We start from the raw sequence: 23,889 nt of genomic DNA, 5'->3' as shown, positions 1-23,889 counted from the left end.
ATTCTCCGAGTTGTGAAGATTCGGCTGGATGCCACTCTGCATTAAGAGGAAACCGGCTTTTCTTGCTTCAAACAGGACTGTTGGACAGGCTTTCAGGCCAGTGCCGGATTTTTTCCGGACCAGTGGGCATTGTTGTCCCCCCAGTGATTGCAATACGGGGCCAACAGGCGTAGGGGCTGGTTTACACCCTTCCTTTCAGTTCAATTGCCCGGAAGCTGTCATGCGTTATTCAGAGTATTTTCCGCCACTGGAGTGGTACAGCCGCGTCAATAAAAACACCGTTGCTGCGGATGCCTATGCGGGTCTGATCAACGCGGCGCTGGTTCTGCCCCAAGGGGTGGCTTTTGCTACGATTGCGGGGTTGCCACCACAATACGGACTCTACACTGCGATTATTACGGCGATTGTCGCCGCTTTGTTCGGCTCTTCGATGATCATGATCTCGGGGCCGACAACAGCGATTTCAGCGGTACTGTTCACTACCCTGTCGGATTTTGCAGCCCCCGGTACAGCACAGTATATCGAGATGGCTCTCACGTTAACGATCCTTGTAGGGCTGTTCCAGATTGCGGGGGGATTTGCGCGGCTCGGGGGGCTTGTCTCTTTTGTGTCCCACTCGGTCATGACGGCCTTTACCATGGCTGCAGCGCTGCTGATTGCCGTCAGCCAGTTGGCAGGTGTGACGGGGCTTGTGGTTGAAAAGGGCGGCAATATAGCAGAGCGGCTGATGCGGCTGGCGGAACATTGGGACGAAATCAATCTGTACGCGCTGCTGATTGCGGGCACCACGCTGGCGCTGGCGGTGATCATGCAGAAGTTCACCCCCAAACTACCGGGCTTTCTGATTGCGCTGCTGGCTGGCTCTGCGCTGGCTTACGGAATCGATGCGGTGAATCATGGGGTGGAAATGGTCGGTGCATTGCCAAGCATGATGCCCCAACTGGCACCGCCATCCCCCACAGTGCGGGAGGTGGTGCAGCTTGCTCCGGGGGCGGCAGCGATCGCGGTTGTCGGTGCGCTGGAGGCGATTTCGATTGGCCGTGCCTTTGCGGTGCGGCGGCGCGAGAGTTTTGATACCAGTCAGGAAATGATCGGGCAGGGTCTGTCCAACGTGGTTGGCGGCTTTTTCCAGTGCTACGCCGGTTCCGGTTCCTTCACGCGCAGTGGCGTAAACGCGACAGCAGGTGCGGTGACGCCCCTGTCCGGTATCTTCGCCAGCGGCTTTTTGCTGCTGATCCTTCTGTTTATCGCCCCTTGGGTGGCCTATATCCCGAAACCGGCAATGGCGGGGCTGATCCTGCTGGTGGCTTACCGGCTGATCGAGTTTTCAGAACTGCGCCACATTATCACCAGCAGCCGTCCCGAGACCGTCATTCTGGTGCTGACACTGGCAGCCGGTCTGTTCATCGAACTGGATTTCGCGATTTACGTCGGGGTTATCGCGTCGCTTTGTGTGTTCATCTACGAAAGCTCCCATCCTGAACTGCCGGTGACAGCGCCGGTCCTTCAACCCGATGGCACCCGCAAGTTCCGCAATGTAGAGCATCAGGGCGTAACCGAATGTCCGCAGCTTATGATCTTCCGGCTGGACGGCCCGCTGTATTTTGGCAGTGTGGAGAACGTGGCCAAAGCCTATAAGAAAAACTGCGCCCGTGATCCGCGCCAGATCCACAAGATCCTCTATATGAAAGGGGTCGGCAAGACCGATCTGGCAGGGGCGGATTTCCTGATTCAGGCGATAAGGGATGCCAAGGCAGAAGGCGGGTCTTTCCGCATTGTAGCCCTGTTTCCGCCGCTGGTGGACAGCCTCTACCGCTTTCACGTGATCGACGAATTGGGCGAGGAAAACCTCCACTCCAACAAGAGCGATGCGGTGAGCGCGGCGATGAACGACCTCAGCCGCAACATCTGCGAAGGCTGCCTGCGCGATGTGTTCTGGGAATGTGACAACGTGATGCGCAGGGACGACTGATCCCTGCGCCAGCCGGTGCTTTGCGCTACAGGGATTTTGCCAGTTTGCGCAGCTCGAATTTCTGGATTTTGCCGGTGCTTGTTTTCGGCAGCTCCTGATAGATAACCGTTTTAGGGCATTTGAATCCGGCCAGATGGGCGCGGGTGTGGGCGATGATCTCTTCCGGGGCAGGGGCGGTGGCATCCTCTTTCAACTCGATAAACGCGCAAGGGGTTTCGCCCCATTGTTCGTCCGGTCTGGCCACCACCGCACAAAGCGACACCGCAGGGTGGGACATCAGCGTGTTTTCCACCTCGACTGACGAAATATTCTCGCCACCTGAAATGATGATATCCTTCATCCGGTCGGTGATCTGGATATAGCCGTCCGGATGGCGCACCGCGATGTCACCGGAGCGGAAGGCACCGCCGTCAAAGGCTTCTGCCGTGGCCTTGGGGTTCTTGTAATAGCCTTTCATCACCGCATTGCCGCGAATGACGATTTCCCCGATGGTTTTTCCGTCCCGCGGCACCGGCTGGCGGGTGTCCTGATCAACAACGTCGATGTCTTCCATCATCGGGTATTGCACGCCCACGCGGGCCATTTTTGCATAGCGTTCTTCGGCGGGCAGAGCAGCCCAGTCGTCAGGCTCCACACACTCGGTGACATGGCCGTAGGTTTCGGTCAGTCCGTAAACCTGCATCACACGAAAGCCCAGCGCCTCAGCCCCTTTGATTGTCGCGGGGGAGGGCGGGGCACCGGCGGTGATGACGTTAACAGTGTGATCAAAGGCGGCGCGATCTTCGGGCTTGGCATTGATCAGGGTATTCAGAACAATCGGCGCTCCGCCGAAATGGGTGATCTTTTCTGCTGCAATCGCCGCGAAAATCGCCTTGGCCGTCATATCGCGGCAAAAGGTGATCTGCCCGCCCAGAGATGGCATCATCCATGTGTGGTTCCAGCCGTTGCAGTGGAACAGGGGCACGATGGTCAGATATTTCGGATAGAGCCCGATTTCCCAGCTGAGCGCGGTGCCCATGGTCATCAGATAGGCGCCGCGATGGTGGCAGACCACGCCCTTGGGGCGTCCCGTAGTACCGGAGGTGTAGTTGAGCGAAATCGCGTCCCATTCATCGTCCGGTAAATGCCATTTGAAGTCCGGATCGCCGGTAGCGATGAAATCCTCATATTCGGTATTATCACCACTGGCCGGAAATCCTGCCTTGGGGTCGGCCACTTCGATCACCTCGGGCGGCGTGCCGTCCATCAGGGCGATGGCGTCCAGTGCAAGGGGCAGGAACTGGCTGTCCACCAGAACGATTTTGGATTCCGCATGTCCGAAGATGTAGGCAACTGTATCCGCATCAAGCCGCGTGTTGATCGTGTTCAGGACGCCACCGCACAGGGGCACGCCGAAATGGGCCTCGGCAATGGCAGGGATGTTGGGGCAGAGCGTTGAAACCACATCGCCGGGCTTGATGCCTTTTGCGGCCAGTGCCGCGCCGAGCCGCGTGCAGCGTTCGTGAAATTCCTGGTAGCTGTGGCGGCGGTCGTGATAGACAGAGGCAGTGCGGTCCGGAAACACATCCCTCGCCCGTGCCAGATGGCTGAGCGGGGTAAGGGGCACGAAGTTGGCCGGATTTTTATCCAGTCCGGTTTCATCTGCCATTTGCGCCATTAAAGTTCCTCCCAAATCCCTGAATTGCGAAGGATACGATGCCCGCTGGCTTTTGCTTTTTCAATCAGCTTTTCGCAGGATTTTCTGATTTCAGCACGGTCGCCGGCTCTGCTGCCCAAATATCAGCCAGAGGCTTTGATAGGCTTGCGCAGGGCAAAGGGATCGCTAACCTGCAGCCATGATTATTTCCCACGGTCGCCGGTTCATTTTTGTGCATATCCCCAAAACGGGGGGCACATCGCTTTCGCTGGCACTGGAACAGAAGGCGATGAAGGACGACATCCTGATCGGGGATACGCCCAAGGCGCAAAAGCGGCGCAAGCGTTTGAAAGATGCTAAGACCAGCGGGCGGTTGTGGAAGCATTCCAAGCTGGCGGATATTTACGGGCTGGTGGATCAGGAACAGATAGAGCGCTATTTCGTCTTTACGCTGGTACGCAATCCTTGGGACCGGATGGTCAGTTATTACCACTGGCTGCGGGAGCAGGGGTTTGACCACCCTGCGGTAACGCTGGCAAAGGCAGTGGATTTTTCATCCTTCCTGAATGATCGTTCGACCCGCGCGTCCCTGTCAGGGGACGGGGCGGCGCGGTATGTCTGTGACCGCGACGGGGTGGAACGCTGCAATCTGTTCCTCCGGCTCGAATATCTGGCCGAGGATTTGGCGCGACTTGAGGAAGGGATTGGGCTGAAACTACCCCTACCGCCCCATGAAAACAGATCAAACCGTAGTGCCTATCAGACGTATTACTCTGCCGCCGATCAGGCACTGGTAGGGGACCTGTTCGCGCCCGACATCGCGCGCTTTGACTATCACTTCGATGGATAGCTGAAGGTTCAATCGCCCAGTTTTGCGTGAATTTCATCCATATCCGGCTCGGACAGGGGTTCCTTGCGGCTAGGATCGGTCGCGTCATATTTGAACAGCACGAAATCCCGTTTGTAAATTTCATAGACCAGATGCATGGACAGATCGTCGAAATAGTCTTCCACCGGATGGGCGCGCTTGGGGCCGTGGCCTTCGCTTTCGTTGAAACGGGGCATGGTGTCGATATCAAGGGGATGTTTCACCTCGACATTCTTCATGACCTCTTTCATGCCTTCCTTGAAATTCTCGGTGGTGATCACCTTGTCATAGCGCCCGCCGTTTACAATCAGCGTAGAGGCATGGCCGGACACAGCAGACCAGTGAATGTCCGGGTCCATCGGGCGGCGGTATTTGATGGTGTCGCGCGCGAACAGAAGAAAGCGGCGGAAGGACTGGATCTGGTCGAAATCCCCTTCCACTTCGACACCGTACTTGCGCATGATATTGGGCACCAGATTGCCGCGATAGCGTCTGCCATTGCGCTGGATGCCGCAGATTTTGTCAAAAAAGGCTGACAGGATGCGGGTATAGGGGTTGCGCACACAGGTAAAGGTATAGGTGTCCTGCGCTTTCACCCGGTCTGTAATCGGTTGTTGGGAATATTCCTGACTCCATTTGTGCAGCCCTTGGGTGCTGTCGTGAATATCGCCGTCAAAGTAATGCCCGTGGTCGGAATAATACATGATCTGTCCAATGGTCGAACACGCACATTTCGGGATCACGCGATAGACCAAGCTTTCGCTTTCGGTCATCCAGGTTCCTGGAAAGCCCATATCAATACTACTCCTGCTGTGGCCCCTGTGGTGCCGGCCCTTACGGTTTGTTGGCTGTGTCTGATCTACCTTTTGGGCGGAAGATTGCCAAGAAAAAGTGTTTATTGAGGCGATTTTTGCAGATAAACCAACGGGTGAGGTAGCATGACAACAAACAGGCGATGTATCTGATGGCAAAAATTGCCTATATCCTTTTATGCCATAAAGATCCCGAAGCGATCATTCAGCAGGCTGAAGGTCTGACCTCTGCGGGGGACTGTATTTCAATCCACTTCGACGCCAGCGCCAGTGCTGCGGACTACAAAGAGATTACCGATGCGCTGGGTGGGAACCCGAATGTGACATTCGCCAAACGGGTGAAATGTGGCTGGGGGGAATGGTCCCTTGTTCAGGGCTCTCTGAATGCGATGATTGCAGCGGACGCCGCATTTCCCGATGCGACCCATTTTTACATGGTGTCCGGGGACTGTATGGCGATCAAGCCCGCCAGTTATGCCCACCGTTTTCTTGACGATAATGACCAGGATTTCATCGAGTGTAATGACTTCTTTGAAAGTGACTGGATCAAAACCGGCATGAAAGAGGACCGGTTGTACTATCGTCACTTTTTTAACGAGCGAAAGAACAAGGCACTCTTTTACAACTCTTACCGGCTGCAAAAGACTTTGGGCGTGAAGCGGGATGTGCCCAAAGGGATCGAGATCAAGATCGGGTCGCAATGGTGGTGCCTGCGCCGCCGCACGGTTGAGGCTGTCTTGCGCTTTGTAAACGAACGGGCTGATGTGGTGCGTTTTTTCAAAACCACCTGGATTCCCGATGAAACCTTTTTCCAGACTGCAGTGCTGCATCTGGTTCCCAAGGAAGAAGTGGTCAACCGCACCCTCACCTTCCTGATGTTCTCGGATTACGGGATGCCGGTGACTTTCTTTAACGACCAGTATGATTTTCTGCTGTCACAGGATTCGCTTTTCGCCCGCAAGATTTCCCCCGATGCGCTGGACCTGAAGGAGAAGCTCGGCCAGCTTTATGCGGGCGGGGATGTGGAACTGAATATCACGGACGAGGGCCGCACACTTTATAAGTTCCTGACCACACGGGGGCGGGAAGGGCGCCGCTTTGCAACCCGTTTCTGGGAACGGGAAAGTACCATCGGGCGGGAAAGAGAATTGCTGGTGCTGGTTTGTAAAAAGTGGCACGTGGCCAAGCGGCTACTGGAATCAGCCGAACAGGTGGCCGGTGTGCGCGGTTTTGCCTATTTGTTCGACGAGCAGGACACGGCCCTGCCGGACCTTGGCGGTATTGAAAAGACACTGGACAAGCGCGCCCGCCATCGCCGCGCCGTGATGCGGCTGTTGTTCGAGCAAGCCGCCACCAACCGGCTGATGATCTGTGCCGATCCGGCCAATATTGCCCTGCTCGACGATTTCTATTCAGACCGTTGTACCACGCGGGTGCTGGAAATTGCCTGTAGCTTTGACGACGACTACCTGCGCGGACACGCCATTCGCACCGGCCTTGCGGCCCATAGCAGTTCCGAAGACACCCTAAAGCGGATCATCCCCACCATTCGCATGGACTTTTCCTATGAAAGCAATGCAATACGGGACCGGAACTATCCCCATTTTTACAGTATTTCGGACCGGAACGAACCGGAAGACAATATCATGCAGATCTCTACCTTCATGGATATCACCGAAGACAAAGCGCGAGAGATCGCGCATACCCCTTACTTGTTTGCAGACTAAGGACGCCTGACATGCCCTATACTTATGACGATCAGAATATCTTTGCCAAAATCCTGCGGGGTGAAATTCCAAATACAACGGTGCTGGAAACAGATCACTCTCTGGCGTTTCGGGATATCGAGCCTCAGGCTCCTGAACATGTTTTGGTGATCCCCAAAGGCCCGTATGTAACCTATGATCATTTTGCCAATACCGCGTCGGATGCGGAAATCCTTGATTTCACGCGGGCCGTAGGGCGGGTTTGTGACATGTTGGGCGTAGCGCCCTCTGACGGTGAAGGTTACCGCATGATCGCAAATGCCGGAACAAACGGCGTTCAGGATGTGCCCCATTTGCATGTGCATGTTCTGGGCGGGCGGAATATGGGGCGTATGGTTGCAAAGGCGGGCTCTTGAACCTGCGCCACCAAGCCAGCGGGCATCAGAATACCCTTTTCCTTCGGCCCGTTTGCCATTATTTGAAGGGGAACACCAATTTGCAGGAACCAGTGATATGACTATCGAAGCACCGGAAGTGAAAGAAGTAGACAGCTACCGTGTGGCCTGTGACGGCGGCGTCGGCGGCCACCCGCGGGTATGGTTGCAAATCCCCCATGATACAGGCTGGGTCGAATGCCCGTATTGCGATTGCAAATATGTGATCAGAGAAGGCGCTGCAGCCGGACATTAATCCGGCTGGCAAGGCGTTAGAATGACAAAACGGCGGCGGAGCGGATTACAGGCTCAGTCGCCTTTTTCCGTTTTAGGCAATTCCGGTAGTGGTATCCAGCTTTCGCCACACTGAAAGCCGGATTCGGTTTTGCCCGGGAATTTGACCCGCAAATATCCCTCAAGATCGGCTCCGGCCCATGAAATCATCCGGCGCCCCTTGTCCGAGATGGCCACACCCGAGACCACCTTGAAATCGCTGCTGCGCGCAAAATATTTGAAACGCGCGCTTTCCGGTCCACAGGTCAGGGTGCTGGCACCGTTTGGTTTTCCCTCTTCATTGGCCCATGTGCCAAAGCAGGTTTCTCCCTCGCTGGTGCGACCCGAAAGGGTGCCCGACGTCTGGCCAATCGTCGTGCCGTAGAAATATTCCCCCTCACCATCAAGACAGCCCACAAAACGGACGCAATTCTGCGGCGACTCCGGGTCGAATACGCAGCTTGCAGGTCGGGTGTCTGCCATCGCGGAAGGTGCACAAAGCAGCAAAATGGCTATCGCCTTGGAGGGGAGGTTCATCTAATCTGGTCGCTGACTGTTTGGTTCATAAAAAGGTAGGGTCGTGGGTAGCATCGGTAAAGGGCATCATCTTCATTTAATTGACGGTTCAGGGTTTATTTTCCGGGCCTATCACGCGCTTCCGCCCCTTACACGCAAGTCGGACGGACTTCCCGTCGGTGCGGTCAGCGGTTTTTGCAATATGTTGTTCAAGTTTGTCGAGGACAATAAGGGTCATGATGCGCCAACTCACTGTGCTGTGATCTTTGATGCCAAGGGTAAAACCTTCCGAAGCGAGATCTATCCAGCTTATAAGGCGAACCGCCCCCCAGCCCCGGAGGATCTGGTGCCCCAGTTCCCCCTGACCCGAGAGGCGACGCGGGCCTTCAATCTTGCCTGTATCGAAGAAGACGGATTTGAAGCCGATGACATTATCGCGACTTTGGCGGTTCAGGCACGCGATGCCGGAGCGCGGGTTACGATCATAAGTTCGGATAAGGACCTGATGCAGCTTGTAGGCGATGGTGTCGAAATGCTCGACGCGATGAAGAACAAGCGGATCGGTGTGGAACAGGTCGAAGAGAAATTCGGTGTGGGGCCGGACCGTGTGGTGGATGTGCAGTCTCTGGCAGGGGATTCGGTTGACAACGTTCCGGGGGCGCCCGGTATCGGGATTAAAACGGCCGCGCTTCTGATCAATGAATATGGTGATCTCGACAGCCTGTTGGAACGGGCTGCAGAAATCAAACAGCCCAAACGCCGCCAGACCCTGATTGATTACGCTGATCAAATCCGCATCAGCCGCGATCTTGTGACGCTGAAGCAGGATATGACGGTGCCGTTCGATTTTGCCGAAATGGAAGTGCGTGATCCTGATCCGGAAACCTGTCTGGGTTTTCTGACACAAATGGAGTTTCGCACGCTGTCCGCACGGATTGCCGGAAAACTGGGCGTAGAGCCGCCGGTAATCGCCGAACCCGAGGTTCTGGGATCAGCGCCGGTGCCTGCATCGGCTGCTGTCGGCTTTGATGCGGATAAATACGAATGTGTGCGGGACATGGCCGCCCTGCAAGTCTGGATTGACCGGATCAGGGACAAGGGCATTGTGGCCGTGGATACGGAGACCACCGGACTGGATGAAATGGTCGTCGATCTGGTGGGCATCTGTCTGGCGGTTGAGGCGGGCGAGGCCTGTTACATCCCGCTGGCCCATAAGGACGGCGAGGGCGATCTGTTCGGTGGAGCCGAGCTTGCAGCAGGACAAATGGATGCGGCCGAGGCGCTGGCCGCGCTTAAGCCGGTTCTGGAAGACCCCGCGATCCTGAAAATCGGGCAGAACATGAAATACGATCTGAAAATCCTGCGCCGGCAAGGGATCGAAATTGCACCGATTGATGACACGATGCTGCTGTCCTATGCGCTGCACGGCGGGTTGCACAATCACGGCATGGATGCCCTGTCCGAACGGTATCTAGATCACAAGCCGATCAGCATCAAATCCTTGCTAGGCACGGGAAAATCCGCCAAGACCTTTGATCTTGTACCGATTGACGAAGCGGTGAAATACGCTGCCGAGGATGCGGATATTACCCTGCGCCTGTGGCAGATGTTCAAACCGCAACTGCACAGTTCCAAGGTGACAACGGTGTATGAAACGCTGGAACGGCCTCTGGTTCCGGTGCTGGCCGGAATGGAGATGAACGGCATCAAAGTGGACCGTGATGTCCTGAGCCGCATGTCCAACAATTTCGCCCAGAAGATGGCTGCGCTGGAGGACGAAATCCACCAGCTTGCAGGGCGGTCGTTTAATGTTGGCTCTCCCAAGCAGCTTGGTGAAATTCTTTTTGACGAAATGGCTTTGGAAGGCGGCAAGAAAGGCAAAACCGGCGCTTATTCGACGGGTGTCGACGTGCTGGAAGATCTCGCGGCTGAAGGCCACGACCTGCCTGCGCGGGTGCTCGACTGGCGGCAGATGTCCAAGCTGAAGTCTACATACACGGATGCGTTGCAAAACCATATCAACGCGGAAACAGGGCGGGTGCATACCAGCTATTCCATCGCGGGGGCAAGCACGGGGCGATTGGCCAGTACCGATCCGAACTTGCAAAACATCCCGATCCGCAGCGAAGAAGGCCGCAAGATCCGCGAAGCCTTCGTTGCGGAAGAGGGTAATGTTCTGGTGGCGCTCGATTATTCCCAGATCGAGCTGCGTATTCTTGCCCATATCGCAAAAATCCCTCAATTGCAGGACGCCTTTGCAGAAGGCATCGACATTCACGCGCTGACCGCATCGGAGATGTTCGGGGTGCCGCTGGAAGAGATGACGCCGGATGTGCGCCGTCAGGCCAAGGCCATCAACTTCGGTGTCATTTACGGCATTTCAGGGTTCGGGCTGGCGCGGAACCTGCGCATCCCGCGCAAGGACGCGCAGGGGTTCATTGACCGTTATTTCGAGAGGTTCCCCGGCATTCGGACTTATATGGACGAAACAGTGGAATTCGCCAAAGAACACGGCTATGTGCAGACCCTTTTCGGGCGCAGAATCCATACGCCGGAGATCAACGCCAAAGGCCCACGGGCCGGATTTTCCAAACGTGCGGCAATTAACGCGCCGATACAAGGCACGGCTGCAGATGTGATCCGGCGCGCGATGATCCGCATGCCTGAGGCGATTAAGGGATTGCCCGCACGGATGCTGTTGCAGGTTCACGACGAACTGTTGTTCGAGGTGCCGGAAGACGCCGCAGAGGAGACTATCGCGGTGGTGCGCGGCGTGATGGAGAACGCAGCGATGCCGGCAGTGCAGATTGATGTGCCGCTGATCGTTGATGCGGGGCAAGGGGCCAACTGGGCAGAGGCGCACTAAGCGATGCGGAGCGGTATCCGCCCCACGCGTTGAAGCTTTGCGGGGCGGTGCGGGTGCCGGGAGAGGACGACAAGCCCGTGTCTGCAAAGGCGCGGGCATATTTATGAATAAAACCTAAACCTTGAAGCTTCATATATGAAGCTTCATTTAAGACGCTTCATATTTGCAGGGTCATCGGTTTTCCTTGTGAAAATCAATGCAGTAGAAGGATCCTCTGCTAGGGGGCGACCGGACTTTGATCCTGAAGGCCCGAAGACCGCAGCTTCAGATTTGTTCCAGATCCAACCCAAGGGCCCTTAGATTGCGCTGCGTTGTTTCATAGATAACTTCATCCAGCCGCTCATGATCCATCCGTGCGCCCGATTGCGCCAGATCGGCGGCGCCGTGAGTGGCTGACCATGTATACCGGATGTCGGCCACGTCCGGACGGCGCGGCAGCAGGCCGTGATGGTAAAGGTCGCTGCACAGCGCCATGCCCACATCAAACAGGGTGTAACGGGTCAGTTCAGGGTCTTTCATCATCTCGTCGCGGCAAATCATTCCGATCCGCCCGAACATCATGTGCCACAGGGCGTTATTATCATGGGCAAAGGTGATATAGGCGCGGGTCACGGCAAAACAGCGGTCGATCGCTTCCTGCGGAGTTTGCGCTACTGCACCTTCGGGCCGCACGGCCAAGAAACGGTCGCGCAGGTCGAAAAAGCCGATTTTTACGATTGCGCCAAGCAGCGTGTCCTTGTCTGCGAAGTGACGGTAGACCGCGCCGGAACTCACCCCGAGATCACGGGCTGCTTGTCGTAGGGACATCACTTCGATATGTCCCTGACGAGCAGCCTCCAGCGCATAATCGATTAACGCATCGTGAAGATCACCGCGTTTGAGTTTCAGTTTATCCGGCATAATTTTGTGTAAGCATTGCCTAAGAAGTGGTCAATCACGGCGTAGCGGCACAGCGGAGACAAGAAGGCTTTTGGGCTGGACAAGGCGGCGGCTTTGCATTGCACTGGCGGCAGAATGAAAGGAAGCAGATTATGGCGCATGTTGGACTGGTTGGCATCGGAGTCATGGGGCGGGAATTCGCGCTCAATCTGGCAGAAAACGGTCACACAGTAAGCCTGCTGGACCGCGATATTGAAAAATCCCGCGAGGTCGTCAGTGCAGGCAGTGCGCTGAAGGGCGAATTGATCGCCTGCGCGGATGAAAAAACCTTTGTCGAGGGTATGGTAGCACCCCGCTCTGTGCTGGTGCTGGTGCCCTCGGGCGGACCGCTTGACTCTGTTATCGAAAGCCTCACACCGCTGCTGGATCAAGGGGATCTTATCGCCGATCTGGGTAATTCCTATTACAAGGAAACCGAGCGTCGTGTGACTGCCTGCGAAGCAGCGGGGCTGCAGTTTCTCGGGATGGGCATCTCGGGCGGGGCGGAAGGCGCGCGCAACGGGCCCTCTATTATGGCAGGAGGATCGCAGGAAAGCTGGGCACGGATCAAGGGACCGCTTCGCGATGCTGCGGCCAAATTCGAAGGTGAACCCTGTTGTGACTGGTTTGGACCGGGCGGAGCAGGGCACTTTATTAAAATGCTCCACAACGGCATCGAATATGCAGATATGCAAATGATCGCCGAGGCTTACGGGATCATGCGGGATGGTTGGGGTATGGAAGCCGCTGCCATAGGCGATGTGTTTGCAGGCTGGATGGACGGGCCGCTCAATTCCTATCTGGTTGAGATCGCCGCCGAAGTCGCTCGTGCTACGGACCCTGAAACCCGCAAACCGATGCTGGATGTGATTCTCGATCGGGCGGGACAGAAAGGCACCGGGCGGTGGTCCGTGATTGAGGCGCTGCACCTTGGCGCACCTGCCAGCATGATGCAGGCTGCTGTTGAGGCGCGGAATATTTCTGCTGATCTGGAAGGCCGGCGCGAGAGTGCCTTGTTGTTTGGTGCTGCTCCGGAAGGCCGGTTTGACAGGGCACAGAAAGATCAGGACGACGCGCTGAAATCCGCTCTGAAACATCTTGAAAGCGCGATGATCGCCGCGAAGGTCTGCGCGTATACGCAAGGATTCGAAGTGCTGCGCCGTGCCTCGGAAGCGTTTGACTGGTCCCTTGACCTCGCCGCGATTGCCCGGGTCTGGCGGGCGGGCTGTATCATCAGGTCTGTGCTGCTCGACGATATATCTGCTGCGTTCGAGGAAGACGTGACGCGCAAGCTCAGCCATGCGCCCAAATTTACGGAACTTCTGAATGACAACGCAGAAGGTCTGAAGCTGGTGGTGGCCCAATCCGTCACAGGCGGGCTGGAAACGCCTGCGCTTTATGCGGCGCTTTCCTATCACAACGCCAGCCGCACGCAGCATTCCACCGCGAATATGATTCAGGGATTGCGCGACAGGTTCGGGGCACACCGGTTTGAACGGGTCGATGCCCACGGAGAGCTGGTGAACGGGCCGTGGCATGAGCGCTGAACGTAGCGCTTGAGGCAGCCTTGGGTGCCTGCGGCGCGGATATTTGCAGAAAATGGAACCGTGAAGGCTGCGTGTTAAGGTTTGTACGTTTTGATATTGAAGCCTTCATCTTCGGCGGGGCGCTGGAAATGGGCAGCAATCTTGTCGAATTGTACTTCTGTTACGGCAAAGGGGTGTTCGCCCGAAGCGTTGCGGATCTGTAGCCGCGCTTTGCACACCTCGGGTGGCGTATCGAGGAAGTGGAGCGTATGACTGCAACCGGCCTTTTCACACAGGCCATGCAGCCAGCGCCGCTGCTCTGGCGTATTTGCGGGGAAATCCAGCACCAGTGTAAGATCAGCTGCCAGTAGTGACAGCAGATGCGGTTCCAGAACGGTTTTCAGCCGTTCGGAATAGGTGATGTAATCCTGAAGGGTTTTCATTTCCGCACCAAAAAGCGGCGAGAGCCATTCGTCTTCTGCCAGAAGAATCCCGCGATCCTTGGACACAAGTTCTGATGCGACTGTGGATTTGCCTGCGCACACAAGACCGCACATAAAATGGAGGTGTGCCATCGGATCAGTCCAGTTCCTCGGAAGGGATGATCGGGAAGAACTGCCCGCCCGAACGCACGCCAAACCAGCTTTTGCCCTCAACCTCTTCATGGGTGCCAAGGTCTACAAGCCGGTAAAACGACTTGCGGTCGATCAATGCTTCGAGATTGGCGCGGACCAGGATGTACGGGCTTGGCTCTCCTGTTTCCGGATCCCGCTCAACGCGGATCGGGTTGTCCGGTCCGGCCGTCACGACGTCCTCTACCTGTGTTGTGAAGGTCAGCGTCTGATCCGGCCCGCTATTGGTGACATCGAAGTCAATCGCAACAAAAGGCGCATCCTCCACGGTGATTCCGACCTTTTCGACCGGCGTGACGAGGAAATAATCGTCGCCGTCCTTGCGTATGATAGAGGAAAACAGCTTTACCAGCGGTTTCCGGCCGATGGGAGTGCCAAGGTAGAACCAAGTGCCATCCCGTGCGATACGCATGTCGAGATCACCGCAAAAGGGCGGATTCCACAGATGAACCGGTGGCGGGCCCTTTTTGGCAGCCTTGGAAGCAGATTGCGCAATGCTGTCCGCACTGGGCTTGGCGGTTTTTTCGGGCTCTTTCGGATTTGTCATTTGTCCTTGCCACGTTAATTGGTCTTTAATGGGTTTGAAGGTTTCTGTTGCCTAGAAAGGTATGTGACATGTCCGCGAATGCAAGTGAATTAGAGAGTTTGGCCCAAGAGGTGGAAACCGCAACGACGCTGCTGGCGCAATCCAAAGCGGGGATCGCCAAAAGAATTATCGGGCAGGATACGGTGGTAGAGCAGACGCTCGTGGCGTTGTTGTGTGGCGGGCACGCACTGCTGGTTGGCGCGCCCGGTCTGGCGAAAACGCGGCTTGTTGATACGCTTGGCACGGTTTTCGGGCTGCACACCAATCGGGTGCAGTTTACGCCGGATCTGATGCCTGCGGATATTCTCGGCTCCGAAGTGCTGGAAAGCAGTGAAGACGGCGCACGGTCCTTCCGATTTCTCAAGGGGCCGGTTTTCAGCCAGCTTTTGATGGCGGATGAGATAAACCGCGCCAGCCCAAGAACCCAGTCCGCACTGTTACAAGCCATGCAAGAGCGGCAGGTGACGATTGCAGGTCAGGAATATGATTTGCCGGCACCTTTCCATGTGCTGGCCACGCAGAACCCGATTGAGCAGGAAGGCACCTATCCGCTGCCAGAGGCCCAGCTGGACCGCTTTCTGCTCCAGATTGATGTGAGTTTCCCCAGCCGTGAAACAGAGCGGGATATCCTGCTGGCAACCACAGGTGCCGCTGAAGAAGAGGCTACACAGGTCTTTACGCCCGAAACCCTGATGGCGGCCCAGGCCGCGGTGCGGCGTATGCCGGTGGGTGACGCGGTGGTAGAGGCGATCCTTGATCTGGTCCGCGCGGCCCGTCCCGAAGATGAAACCGCGCCGGATTTTGTCCGCGAATCCGTAAGCTGGGGGCCGGGGCCAAGGGCGGCCCAGGCGCTTATGCTGGCAACACGGGCGCGCGCGCTGGTGCAAGGGCGGTTGGCCCCGTCCGTGGACGATGTTGTAGCGCTGGCCTATCCGGTTCTGATCCACCGCATGGCACTCGGGTTTGCGGCACGGGCACGGGGTGAAAAGCTGTCAGAACTGATATCACGCCTGACCGAACGCGCCATAACCACAGAGGCGGCCGCCTGACGTGACCCCAGCCGAACACACCACACCGGAACAGTTGCGCCATGACGCAGAGGAAGCCGCCACCGGTTTTCCGGCGCTGATGGCTGCGGCTGACCAACTGGCAGCGACCATCAGCCTTGGGGCGCACGGGCGCAGGCGTTCCGGTCCAGGGGATGAATTCTGGCAATACCGGATAGCGGGGGCCGGAGATTCCCTACGCGATATCGACTGGCGTCGCTCCGCCCGCGCGGATGCGGATTTTGTGCGCCAGATGGAATGGCAGAACCTGCAAGCGGTGCATTTGTGGATCGACCGGTCCGCGGCGATGGGCTACCGGGGGCAGGACAGCCTTCCCACCAAAGGAGAGAGGGCACGCATACTTGGCCTTGCCACCGCGATCCTGCTGGCCAAAGGCGGCGAGAGTGTTGGCCTCATGGAAGACCCGAATCCGCCAAAACACGGGCGTGGACAGATCACGAAAATGGCCATGCGCCTTGCGGCGACGGGTGGGAAGACCGAATACGGCGTGCCGCCGGGCAAGGATATGGGGCGGGGCAACCGCGCCTTGCTGATCAGTGATTTCCTCGGAGACTGGGATCATGTGCTCGCGGCCTTGTCCCGTGCGGCGGACCAGCGGGTGCAGGGTTGTCTTGTGCAAGTGCTCGATCCCAGCGAAGAGAGTTTTCCTTTCGATGGACGCACGATTTTTCAAAGCATGGGCGAGTCCATCAGCTTTGAAACCCGTCGCGCCCGCGCCCTGAGAGACGACTATCTGGCGCGGCTGGCAGAGCGGAAGGACCAGCTGGATTCCTTAGCCCGCCGCACCGGATGGATGTATTTGTGCCATCACACCGACCAGCCGGCGCAAGCAGCTTTAATGTGGATTTATAACGCGATTGCGGGGCCGTCACGATGATCGGAATTGGGTCTTTGGGATTTCTCGCGCCGTGGCTTTTGCTGGGACTTCTGGCCCTGCCGGTTCTGTGGTGGTTGTTGCGGGCTGTGCCGCCCGCACCGCTGCGGCGGCAGTTTCCGGCGGTGACGCTCCTGCTGGGGCTGGAGGATCGGGAAACGACACCGGATCGGACACCCTGGTGGTTGCTGTTACTTCGGATGGGGGCGGTCGCCGCCGCTATTCTGGCTTTCGCCCAACCTGTACTGAACCCCTCGGACCGGATCGCCGGACGCGCGCCGTTGTTGATCGTACTGGACGGCAGTTGGGCCAGCGCCCAGAGCTGGACCGCACGGCAGGACAAACTCGACGAGATTTTGCAATTTGCCACACAGGATGGCCGCTCTGTGGCTGTCATCAACGCGAGCGATCGCCCGCGCGGCGAAAATCCCCTGTCTTTTGACAGTGCGGATAGCTGGCGGGGCCGGATCAAGGGCGAACAGCCTCGGGCTTGGGAGCCTGACTATTCGGTCTGGATGGAAGCGATTGCAGCGGCTGACCCGTTTGAAACCCTCTGGTTGTCGGACGGGCTGGAACGGGAAGGGCGGGCAGAGCTGTTTGATGTGTTGTCCGGAAAGGGAACGGTTACTGTGGTGCAATCGGATCGGGAGGTTCTGGCATTGCGCGGTATCAACATCGAGGGAAGCGCACTTGGCACGACCGCGCTGCGGCTGGGGACCGGAGACGGAAACCGGGAACCGCGGACCGTATCCCTGTTGGCAGAAGGGCCTGATCCGGCGGGAATCACCCGCAGTCTGGCACAAGGCGAAGGGGCTTTTGGGGCGGGCCAGTCCGAAACAACTGCGTCAGTGGACCTGCCATCGGAACTGCGCAATCGCGTGCGGCGGGTCGCGCTGGAAGGCGTTCGCTCGGCCGGTGCGGTGGTTCTGACAGATGACAGCATCCAGCGGCGCAAGGTGGCACTGATCGGTGGCGGAACAGAGCAGGAAGGTGCGGTTCTGGTGTCCCCGCTCCATTTTCTGCGCAAGGCACTGGTGCCCACGGCAGATGTGATAGAGGCAGGGCTCGCTGACAGTTTGCAGGCGACGCCGGATGTTTTGATCCTAGCTGATGTCGCCGAATTGGGCGCGGCTGAAACGCAAGAGGTGCTTGATTGGGTGGAAGAGGGCGGTCTGCTGGTGCGCTTTGCCGGTCCCCGTCTGGCAGCCAGCGGAATCGGCCAGAGCGAGGAACACCCGCTGTTGCCGGTCCGTCTGCGTGCAGGCGGGCGCACGGTGGGTGGTGCAATGAGCTGGGGCGCCCCCAAAGCGCTGGAAGAATTCGCGGAAGGCAGCCCGTTTTTCGGGCTTGAGATACCGGACGATGTTTTGGTGGAAAGTCAGGTCATGGCGCAGCCGGACCCGAATCTGGCCGAACGGGTTCTGGCAAGCCTGCAAGACGGCACGCCGCTGGTCACAGCCAAGGATCAGGGGGAAGGCCGCGTGATTTTGTTCCATGTCACTGCAAATGCGGAATGGTCGAGCCTGCCGCTATCCGGCCTGTTTGTTCAACTACTGGAACGGCTGGCAATTTCGGCGCGCACGACGGACCTAAACAGCACGGCGCTCGAAGGGACGGTTTGGGTGCCCGAACAGGTTCTCGACGGTTTCGGGGTATTGCGGGATGCTCCGGCCCTCGCCGGAGTCGAGGGCGCACAGCTCGCTACGCGGGAATTCAGCGCTGAAATGCCTCCGGGCGTTTACAAAAGTGCCGATCAGCGGGTGGCCCTGAACGTGCTGGCACCGGACCGCCAGCTTGAGCCTGCGCGCTGGCCTGCAGGAACGCCGTTTCTGTCCATGACCCGTACAGAAGAACGCCCGCTGCAAGCCTTGTTGCTGATGGCTGCACTGATCCTGCTTTGCATTGATATACTGGCAACCCTTATCGTCGGCGGGCGTCTGCGCTTGCGCGGAGCGACGGCTGCGGCGATGCTGCTTGCGGTTTGGCCGCAGGCTGATGCGCTGGCGCAGAACGCGGCGCAGGACGATGCCGCCCTGTTGATGGCAGCAAATAATACAGTGCTGGCCTATGTGGAAACAGGCGATACGCGGCTCGATGACATCTCGCGGGCGGGGCTTCTTGGCCTGTCCACCGAGCTTTTCCGCCGCACCAGCGTGGAACCGGTGGAACCTGTCGGGGTAAATCTGGAAACAGACGAACTGGCGCTTTACCCGTTTTTGTACTGGCCGGTGACGGATACGGTGCGGATGCCTTCGGAAGCGGCGTTTGAAAAGGTAAACGCCTTTCTGCGTGGTGGCGGGTTGATCTTGTTTGATACGCGGGATTCCAACATCGGGCGCGGCATCAGCGGCGGCACGCCAAACGGCAAGATGCTGCAAAATCTGGCGCGCAATCTGGATATTCCTGCCCTTGAGCCAGTGCCTGAAGACCACGTTCTGACACGGGCATTCTATCTGCTTCAGGATTTTCCGGGTCGTTATGGCGATGCCAACGTCTGGGTCGAGGCGGCGCCACCTGACGCAGAACAGGTGGAAGGCATGCCGTTTCGCAATCTCAACGACGGGGTGACGCCGGTGGTGATTGGGGGCAACGACTGGGCGAGCGCCTGGGCCGTTACGGAAACCGGCCGCTTTGCCTATCCGGTGGGGCGTGGCGTGGCTGGCGAGCGCCAGCGCGAGATTGCGATCCGCTTTGGGGTGAATCTGATCATGCACGTTCTGACAGGCAATTATAAATCGGATCAGGTGCATGTACCTGCACTTCTGGACCGGCTGGGGCAATGAGCATGCAGATACTGGATTATGAAATCGCATTCACGCCGCTGATCCCGCAAAACCTGCTGCTGGTTCTTGCGCTGGTGGCACTGGCCTGTACCGCGCTGGCACTTTGGCGGCGATTGCCGGGATGGGCGCTGCGGGGGCTGGCGCTGTGTCTGGTGCTTGGGGCACTGGCGCAGCCGGTGATCCGGCAGGAAGATCGTGAGTATCTGAGCAACATCGTGTTTGTGGTTGTCGACAAAACCGAGAGCCAGTCCGTTGACATCCGGCCTGAACAGATTGCCCGAGGCGTAGAGGCTTTGCGGGCGGAGATTGGCACGCTTGAAGGATTTGAAACCCGCATTGTCGAAGTCGAAAACGATCCAGGCGAAGCCGATGACGGCTCCATGGTTTTGGGTGCGCTGGCCAAAGCGGCATCTGAGGTGGCCACAAACCGGATAGCCGGTGCGCTGCTGGTAACAGACGGGCAAATCCACGACGCACCCGTGCTCGACAGTTTTCCGGCCCCTGTGCATGTGTTGCTGACGGGGCAGAAAACCGATTGGGACCGGCGGCTGGTGATCACCAACGCGCCTGCCTTTGCGATTGTCGGTGAACCCGTGACGCTGCAATTGCGCGTGGAAGATCAGGGCGCGGTGCCTGCGGAAGTGCAGGGCATGGCGCATCTGTCGATTTCGGTGGATGGTGGTCCCCCACAGGAGTTCAACGTCGAAACAGGCCGCCAGTTCGAGCTGCCACTGACCTTGCCCCATGGCGGGGCCAATGTGTTGCAGTTTACCGTGCGAAGCGAAGCCGGAGAACTGACCGACCGCAACAATGCCGCTGTCCTGTCAATCAACGGAGTACGGGACCGGTTGCGGGTGCTACTGGTGTCCGGCGAACCCCACGCAGGTGAACGGACATGGCGCAACCTGCTGAAATCCGACAGCGCAGTGGATCTGGTGCACTTCACCATTCTGCGTAGTCCAGACAAACAGGACGGCGTTCCGGTGCGCGAGTTATCCCTGATTGCCTTTCCAACGCGCGAGTTGTTTCTGGAAAAGATCGACGAATTCGACCTGATCATCTTTGACCGCTACCGCCGGCGGGGCATTTTGCCGAACAGGTATATGCAGAATGTGGCTGATTACGTGCGGCGCGGCGGCGCGGTTCTGGTGGCGTCGGGTCCGGCCTTTGGCGGTACGGAAAGCATTGCGCGCACCCCGTTGAACAGTATTCTGCCTGCTGCCCCCACTGCGCGGGTGATTGAAAAAGGCTTTGTGCCCCGAATTTCCGAATTGGGAGAGCGCCACCCTGTAACGGAATCGCTTGAAGATTTTGCGCCCCGCCCTGTGGGCGAGGATGGCACGCCCGGTTGGGGGCGCTGGCTGCGACTCATCGAAACGGTTGCCCCGCAAGGGCAGACTGTAATGACCGGTGCCGACGACAAACCGCTGCTGGTTCTAGACCGCGTGGATGAGGGCCGTATCGCGATGTTAATGTCCGATCATGCGTGGCTGTGGTCCCGCGGGTTTGAGGGGGGTGGCCCGCAACTGGAGCTGCTGCGCCGACTGGCCCACTGGACGATGAAGGAACCTGAACTGGAAGAAGAACGGTTGTCCGGCAGTGTGGAAGGGGATTCCATCACAGTGACACGGCGCTCTCTGACCGAAGAACCGGGCGACATCACTGTCACCGGACCGGATGGTAACGGGCGCGTTCTGGAAACCGTTGAGGTTTCTCCGGGCCGTTGGGTCGGCCGTTTCAAAGGGGAAGAAAACGGACTGTACCGGCTGAGCGACGGCGACTTGGAGGCGGTTGTGGCCATCGGTCCGACCGCTCCGCGAGAGTTCGAGCAGACCATGGCGGATTTGTCCCGACTGCAACCGGTTATGGCCGCCACAGGTGGGGGATCGTTGCGGCTGGAAGACTACGCCGCGCCCCAGTTGCGTCTGGTCCGTGAAGGGCGGACTGCGGCAGGGCGCGGCTGGCTCGGCGTGACGCCGCGCAATGCCTATATCGCCACCGATATCCGGCAGACACCGGCGCTGCCTGCTTGGTTGCTGTTGCTTCTGGTGTCCGGTGTTATGGTCGCCGCATGGCGCTGGGAAGGCCGTTAACGGCCTTCTAGGAGTATTTTTGGAACATTGAAGCGGCGGGCGCTTTAGGACGCGAGCGCTGCGCGGGAGCGGGAGTTGAACTCTCGGCGGTAAAGTACAACGGTGGTTGTTACGGCGGCGATGATCAGAGGAACCGGACCGATAAGCCACGTCAGGGTTGCGATTGTAAAATAGACGCTGCGCAGGCCGCGATTAAAGCTTCGGGCCGCGTGGTTTGAAATATCGGCGGCCTTGCGGGCGGTCGGGGTCGCTTCGGGATCTTCAGGATCGTTCGGGACCGAGGCCATGACGATCGCGCAATAGCCGAACAGGCGCACGGCCCAGACGAATTTGAGAAATCCGTTGCCCAGAAACCCCATCAAAACGAGGATTTTAACCTCCCAGACAATTTTGGGTACAACCAGCGCATCCGACAGGTCAGAGGCAATGACGGTGAGTTGTTCTGCCCCGCCCAAAAGGGCGACACAGCCGCCGATGGCGATCATGCAGGAACTGGCGAAAAATGTTGCGCCGTTGCGCATAATCCCGAGGATCGCGCTGTCGAAAATGCGTGGCTGGCGGGTGATCATCTGTTCCATCCAGCGGATACGGTAGGACTCCATCAACATATGGGTAGAAGGTTTGGCAGCATTGCGCCGCTCGATCACGTAGGCGCAATAAAACCAGCACAACAACAGGCCAAGCAGGGCAATCCCGTCCAGCAGGGTGAAATGGAATAAAAGGTCAGGTAATCTTTCGCGCATATGCCGTCTGTAGCGCAGGATGTGGTACAGAGAAAGGGGATTTGCAGCGGGTAATGCTTGCAATCCTATAAATTGGTCATATTAAGTTACCAAAGCCGCAAGGAGTGCTGATCATGGAAATGCCTGTACCTAAGGGATCGGTGCTCGACCGGAAGCACGAACTTGTTGCGCGGTTGCAAGCGGTCCTGCCCGGTGAATCTGTGATCCACGAGCCGCATGAAACGCGGGTTTACGAATGTGACGCCCTGACCGCCTATAAATGTGCACCCCTCGCAGCCGTGCTGCCCTCTACCACGCAAGAGGTGTCCGAGGTGCTGAAAATCTGTCATGAGATGGGCGTGCCGGTGGTGCCACGCGGTGCGGGAACTTCTCTTGCGGGGGGGGCTTTGCCCACAGCGGATTGTGTGATCCTTGGCGTGGCCAAGATGAATGACGTGCTCGAAACCAACTACGCCGACCGCTACATTCGTGTTCAGACAGGGCGCACCAATCTGAGCGTAACCGGCGCGGTCGAGGAAGAAGATTTTTTCTACGCCCCCGATCCTTCAAGCCAGCTTGCCTGTGCCATTGCGGGAAATGTCGGAATGAATTCCGGCGGCGCCCATTGCCTTAAATACGGCGTGACCACAAACAACCTGCTCGGGGTGACGATGGTCCTGATGGATGGCACGGTGATCGAACTGGGAGGGGCGCATCTGGATGCGGGCGGGCTGGATCTGCTCGGGGTTGTCTGCGGATCGGAGGGGCAGCTTGGCGTGGTGACGGAAGCGACCTTGCGAATCTTGCGCAAACCGGAAGGGGCGCGGCCCGTTTTGATCGGTTTTGACAGCAACGAGGTAGCAGGGGCCTGTGTTTCGGACATCATCAAGGCCGGAGTTCTGCCTGTAGCAATCGAATTCATGGACCGCCCCTGTATCGAGGCGACTGAAGCTTTTGCCAAGGCCGGATACCCCATGTGCGAGGCGCTGCTGATCGTTGAGGTGGAAGGATCGGATGCGGAAATCGACATGCAGCTTGGCGTGATCAGCGGCATTGCACGGCAGCATAATCCGGTAGAACTGCGCGAGAGCACCTCGGCCGAGGAAAGTGCCGCGATCTGGCTGGGCCGCAAATCCGCTTTTGGCGCGATGGGCCAGATCAACGATTACATGTGTCTGGATGGCACGATCCCTGTGTCCAGCCTGCCGTATGTGCTGCGGAGGATTTCCGAACTGTCAAAAGACTACGGGTTGGGTGTAGGCAATGTGTTTCACGCAGGCGATGGCAATATGCACCCCCTGATCCTGTTTGATGCCAATAAACCGGGCGATCTGGAACTGTGTGAACAGATGGGTGCGGATATTCTGAAGCTTTGTGTCGAAGTGGGCGGCTGCCTGACGGGCGAACACGGGGTCGGGGTTGAAAAGCGCGATCTGATGCAGACCCAGTTTGACGCCGTAGATCTGGAGGCGCAACTTCGGGTGAAGGACGTGTTCGATCCGCAGTGGCTGTTGAACCCGTCCAAAGTTTTCCCGCTCTCTGTCACGCAAAGCCGCCGAGAAGCTGCCGCCTGAAGGGGTGGTGCGACAAGGCATAGCAGAAAGG

At 57.9% G+C, this 23,889-nt stretch carries 19 protein-coding genes; 12 read left to right on the top strand and 7 right to left on the bottom strand.

Annotated elements, in window-relative coordinates:
- Positions 1-220: 220 nt before the first annotated feature.
- Entirely contained in the window at positions 221-1,972 is a 1,752-nt protein-coding gene (locus C0U40_RS09405) for a SulP family inorganic anion transporter (protein ID WP_101655525.1), read from the top strand.
- A gap of 25 nt (positions 1,973-1,997) precedes the next feature.
- Here C0U40_RS09405 and C0U40_RS09400 read toward each other — a convergent pair whose 3' ends face one another.
- The gene (locus tag C0U40_RS09400) at positions 1,998-3,629 is read right to left on the bottom strand and encodes an AMP-binding protein (protein WP_101655524.1); all 1,632 of its coding nucleotides are present in this window, start codon (positions 3,627-3,629) and stop codon (positions 1,998-2,000) included.
- A 178-nt stretch (positions 3,630-3,807) separates the two neighbouring features.
- Here C0U40_RS09400 and C0U40_RS09395 point away from each other — a divergent pair, with 178 nt between their 5' ends.
- Positions 3,808-4,458, top strand: coding sequence for a sulfotransferase family 2 domain-containing protein (locus C0U40_RS09395; protein WP_101655523.1), 651 nt, complete (start codon positions 3,808-3,810; stop codon positions 4,456-4,458).
- An 8-nt stretch (positions 4,459-4,466) separates the two neighbouring features.
- On the opposite strand, the gene C0U40_RS09390 is transcribed toward C0U40_RS09395, so the two are convergent.
- The gene (locus C0U40_RS09390) at positions 4,467-5,270 is read right to left on the bottom strand and encodes a sulfotransferase family protein (protein ID WP_101655522.1); all 804 of its coding nucleotides are present in this window, start codon (positions 5,268-5,270) and stop codon (positions 4,467-4,469) included.
- Positions 5,271-5,440: 170 nt separating this feature from the next.
- Here C0U40_RS09390 and C0U40_RS09385 point away from each other — a divergent pair, with 170 nt between their 5' ends.
- The 3 genes from C0U40_RS09385 (at position 5,441) to C0U40_RS09375 (ending at position 7,684) form a co-directional block, all read left to right on the top strand.
- Positions 5,441-7,015, top strand: a complete 1,575-nt coding sequence (locus C0U40_RS09385; protein WP_101655767.1) for a DUF5928 domain-containing protein — start codon at positions 5,441-5,443, stop codon at positions 7,013-7,015.
- A gap of 11 nt (positions 7,016-7,026) precedes the next feature.
- A complete protein-coding gene (locus C0U40_RS09380) occupies positions 7,027-7,410 on the top strand; it encodes an HIT domain-containing protein (protein ID WP_101655521.1) in 384 nt (127 codons plus the stop codon).
- A gap of 97 nt (positions 7,411-7,507) precedes the next feature.
- Entirely contained in the window at positions 7,508-7,684 is a 177-nt protein-coding gene (locus tag C0U40_RS09375; protein WP_101655520.1) for a zinc-finger domain-containing protein, read from the top strand.
- Positions 7,685-7,737: 53 nt separating this feature from the next.
- On the opposite strand, the gene C0U40_RS09370 is transcribed toward C0U40_RS09375, so the two are convergent.
- Positions 7,738-8,238 (bottom strand): hypothetical protein, encoded by a 501-nt coding sequence (locus C0U40_RS09370; protein ID WP_101655519.1) that lies wholly within the window; start codon positions 8,236-8,238, stop codon positions 7,738-7,740.
- 43 nt (positions 8,239-8,281) lie between these two features.
- Here C0U40_RS09370 and polA point away from each other — a divergent pair, with 43 nt between their 5' ends.
- Positions 8,282-11,083: a DNA polymerase I gene (gene polA, locus C0U40_RS09365; protein WP_101655518.1), complete on the top strand. Its 2,802-nt coding sequence runs from the start codon at positions 8,282-8,284 to the stop codon at positions 11,081-11,083.
- Positions 11,084-11,347: 264 nt separating this feature from the next.
- Here polA and C0U40_RS20200 read toward each other — a convergent pair whose 3' ends face one another.
- Positions 11,348-11,983 (bottom strand): TetR/AcrR family transcriptional regulator, encoded by a 636-nt coding sequence (locus tag C0U40_RS20200; protein ID WP_101655517.1) that lies wholly within the window; start codon positions 11,981-11,983, stop codon positions 11,348-11,350.
- A gap of 131 nt (positions 11,984-12,114) precedes the next feature.
- Here C0U40_RS20200 and gndA point away from each other — a divergent pair, with 131 nt between their 5' ends.
- On the top strand, positions 12,115-13,548 hold the full coding sequence (gndA, locus tag C0U40_RS09355; protein WP_101655516.1) for an NADP-dependent phosphogluconate dehydrogenase: 1,434 nt from the start codon (positions 12,115-12,117) through the stop codon (positions 13,546-13,548).
- 74 nt (positions 13,549-13,622) lie between these two features.
- Here the strand turns inward: gndA and C0U40_RS09350 are convergent, their stop codons facing one another.
- Together C0U40_RS09350 and C0U40_RS09345 are read right to left on the bottom strand one after the other, a co-directional pair.
- On the bottom strand, positions 13,623-14,102 hold the full coding sequence (locus tag C0U40_RS09350; RefSeq protein WP_101655515.1) for an AAA family ATPase: 480 nt from the start codon (positions 14,100-14,102) through the stop codon (positions 13,623-13,625).
- A gap of 4 nt (positions 14,103-14,106) precedes the next feature.
- Positions 14,107-14,706 carry a DUF1285 domain-containing protein gene (locus tag C0U40_RS09345; protein ID WP_101655514.1) on the bottom strand — a complete coding sequence of 200 codons (600 nt, stop codon included), beginning with the start codon at positions 14,704-14,706 and terminating at the stop codon, positions 14,107-14,109.
- Between the two features lie 68 nt (positions 14,707-14,774).
- Here C0U40_RS09345 and C0U40_RS09340 point away from each other — a divergent pair, with 68 nt between their 5' ends.
- From C0U40_RS09340 to C0U40_RS20195, 4 genes are read left to right on the top strand one after another with little or no spacing between them, the layout of a single operon-like run.
- Entirely contained in the window at positions 14,775-15,794 is a 1,020-nt protein-coding gene (locus C0U40_RS09340; protein WP_101655513.1) for an AAA family ATPase, read from the top strand.
- A gap of 1 nt (position 15,795) precedes the next feature.
- A complete protein-coding gene (locus tag C0U40_RS09335; protein WP_286134880.1) occupies positions 15,796-16,689 on the top strand; it encodes a DUF58 domain-containing protein in 894 nt (297 codons plus the stop codon).
- A complete protein-coding gene (locus C0U40_RS09330) occupies positions 16,686-19,469 on the top strand; it encodes a DUF4159 domain-containing protein (RefSeq protein WP_101655512.1) in 2,784 nt (927 codons plus the stop codon). The genes C0U40_RS09335 and C0U40_RS09330 overlap by 4 nt, the downstream gene beginning before the upstream one ends.
- Positions 19,466-21,562, top strand: a complete 2,097-nt coding sequence (locus C0U40_RS20195; RefSeq protein WP_286134879.1) for a hypothetical protein — start codon at positions 19,466-19,468, stop codon at positions 21,560-21,562. The genes C0U40_RS09330 and C0U40_RS20195 overlap by 4 nt, the downstream gene beginning before the upstream one ends.
- Before the next feature lie 44 nt (positions 21,563-21,606).
- Here C0U40_RS20195 and C0U40_RS09315 read toward each other — a convergent pair whose 3' ends face one another.
- A complete protein-coding gene (locus C0U40_RS09315; RefSeq protein ID WP_101655510.1) occupies positions 21,607-22,305 on the bottom strand; it encodes a DUF599 domain-containing protein in 699 nt (232 codons plus the stop codon).
- A 113-nt stretch (positions 22,306-22,418) separates the two neighbouring features.
- On the opposite strand from C0U40_RS09315, the gene C0U40_RS09310 reads away from it, so the two are divergent.
- Positions 22,419-23,858, top strand: a complete 1,440-nt coding sequence (locus C0U40_RS09310; protein ID WP_101655509.1) for an FAD-linked oxidase C-terminal domain-containing protein — start codon at positions 22,419-22,421, stop codon at positions 23,856-23,858.
- Positions 23,859-23,889: the final 31 nt, after the last annotated feature.

The organism is Neptunicoccus cionae, from assembly GCF_002860325.1.
Taxonomy (GTDB): domain Bacteria; phylum Pseudomonadota; class Alphaproteobacteria; order Rhodobacterales; family Rhodobacteraceae; genus Amylibacter; species Amylibacter lutimaris.
The sequence above is the reverse complement of the archived record's forward strand: the minus strand, read 5'-3'. Positions and strand labels throughout refer to the sequence as shown.

Excerpts from the sequence above, each read along its gene's own strand:
- C0U40_RS09340 (WP_101655513.1), top strand. The coding sequence starts at position 14,775 with ATGTCCGCGAATGCAAGTGAATTAGAGAGTTTGGCCCAAGAGGTGGAA.
- C0U40_RS20200 (WP_101655517.1), bottom strand. The coding sequence starts at position 11,983 with ATGCCGGATAAACTGAAACTCAAACGCGGTGATCTTCACGATGCGTTA.
- C0U40_RS09395 (WP_101655523.1), top strand. The coding sequence starts at position 3,808 with ATGATTATTTCCCACGGTCGCCGGTTCATTTTTGTGCATATCCCCAAA.
- C0U40_RS09315 (WP_101655510.1), bottom strand. The coding sequence starts at position 22,305 with ATGCGCGAAAGATTACCTGACCTTTTATTCCATTTCACCCTGCTGGAC.
- C0U40_RS09390 (WP_101655522.1), bottom strand. The coding sequence starts at position 5,270 with ATGGGCTTTCCAGGAACCTGGATGACCGAAAGCGAAAGCTTGGTCTAT.
- C0U40_RS09385 (WP_101655767.1), top strand. The coding sequence starts at position 5,441 with ATGGCAAAAATTGCCTATATCCTTTTATGCCATAAAGATCCCGAAGCG.
- C0U40_RS09405 (WP_101655525.1), top strand. The coding sequence starts at position 221 with ATGCGTTATTCAGAGTATTTTCCGCCACTGGAGTGGTACAGCCGCGTC.
- C0U40_RS09345 (WP_101655514.1), bottom strand. The coding sequence starts at position 14,706 with ATGACAAATCCGAAAGAGCCCGAAAAAACCGCCAAGCCCAGTGCGGAC.
- C0U40_RS09400 (WP_101655524.1), bottom strand. The coding sequence starts at position 3,629 with ATGGCGCAAATGGCAGATGAAACCGGACTGGATAAAAATCCGGCCAAC.
- C0U40_RS20195 (WP_286134879.1), top strand. The coding sequence starts at position 19,466 with ATGAGCATGCAGATACTGGATTATGAAATCGCATTCACGCCGCTGATC.
- C0U40_RS09380 (WP_101655521.1), top strand. The coding sequence starts at position 7,027 with ATGCCCTATACTTATGACGATCAGAATATCTTTGCCAAAATCCTGCGG.
- C0U40_RS09310 (WP_101655509.1), top strand. The coding sequence starts at position 22,419 with ATGGAAATGCCTGTACCTAAGGGATCGGTGCTCGACCGGAAGCACGAA.
- C0U40_RS09370 (WP_101655519.1), bottom strand. The coding sequence starts at position 8,238 with ATGAACCTCCCCTCCAAGGCGATAGCCATTTTGCTGCTTTGTGCACCT.
- C0U40_RS09350 (WP_101655515.1), bottom strand. The coding sequence starts at position 14,102 with ATGGCACACCTCCATTTTATGTGCGGTCTTGTGTGCGCAGGCAAATCC.
- C0U40_RS09330 (WP_101655512.1), top strand. The coding sequence starts at position 16,686 with ATGATCGGAATTGGGTCTTTGGGATTTCTCGCGCCGTGGCTTTTGCTG.
- C0U40_RS09375 (WP_101655520.1), top strand. The coding sequence starts at position 7,508 with ATGACTATCGAAGCACCGGAAGTGAAAGAAGTAGACAGCTACCGTGTG.
- gndA (WP_101655516.1), top strand. The coding sequence starts at position 12,115 with ATGGCGCATGTTGGACTGGTTGGCATCGGAGTCATGGGGCGGGAATTC.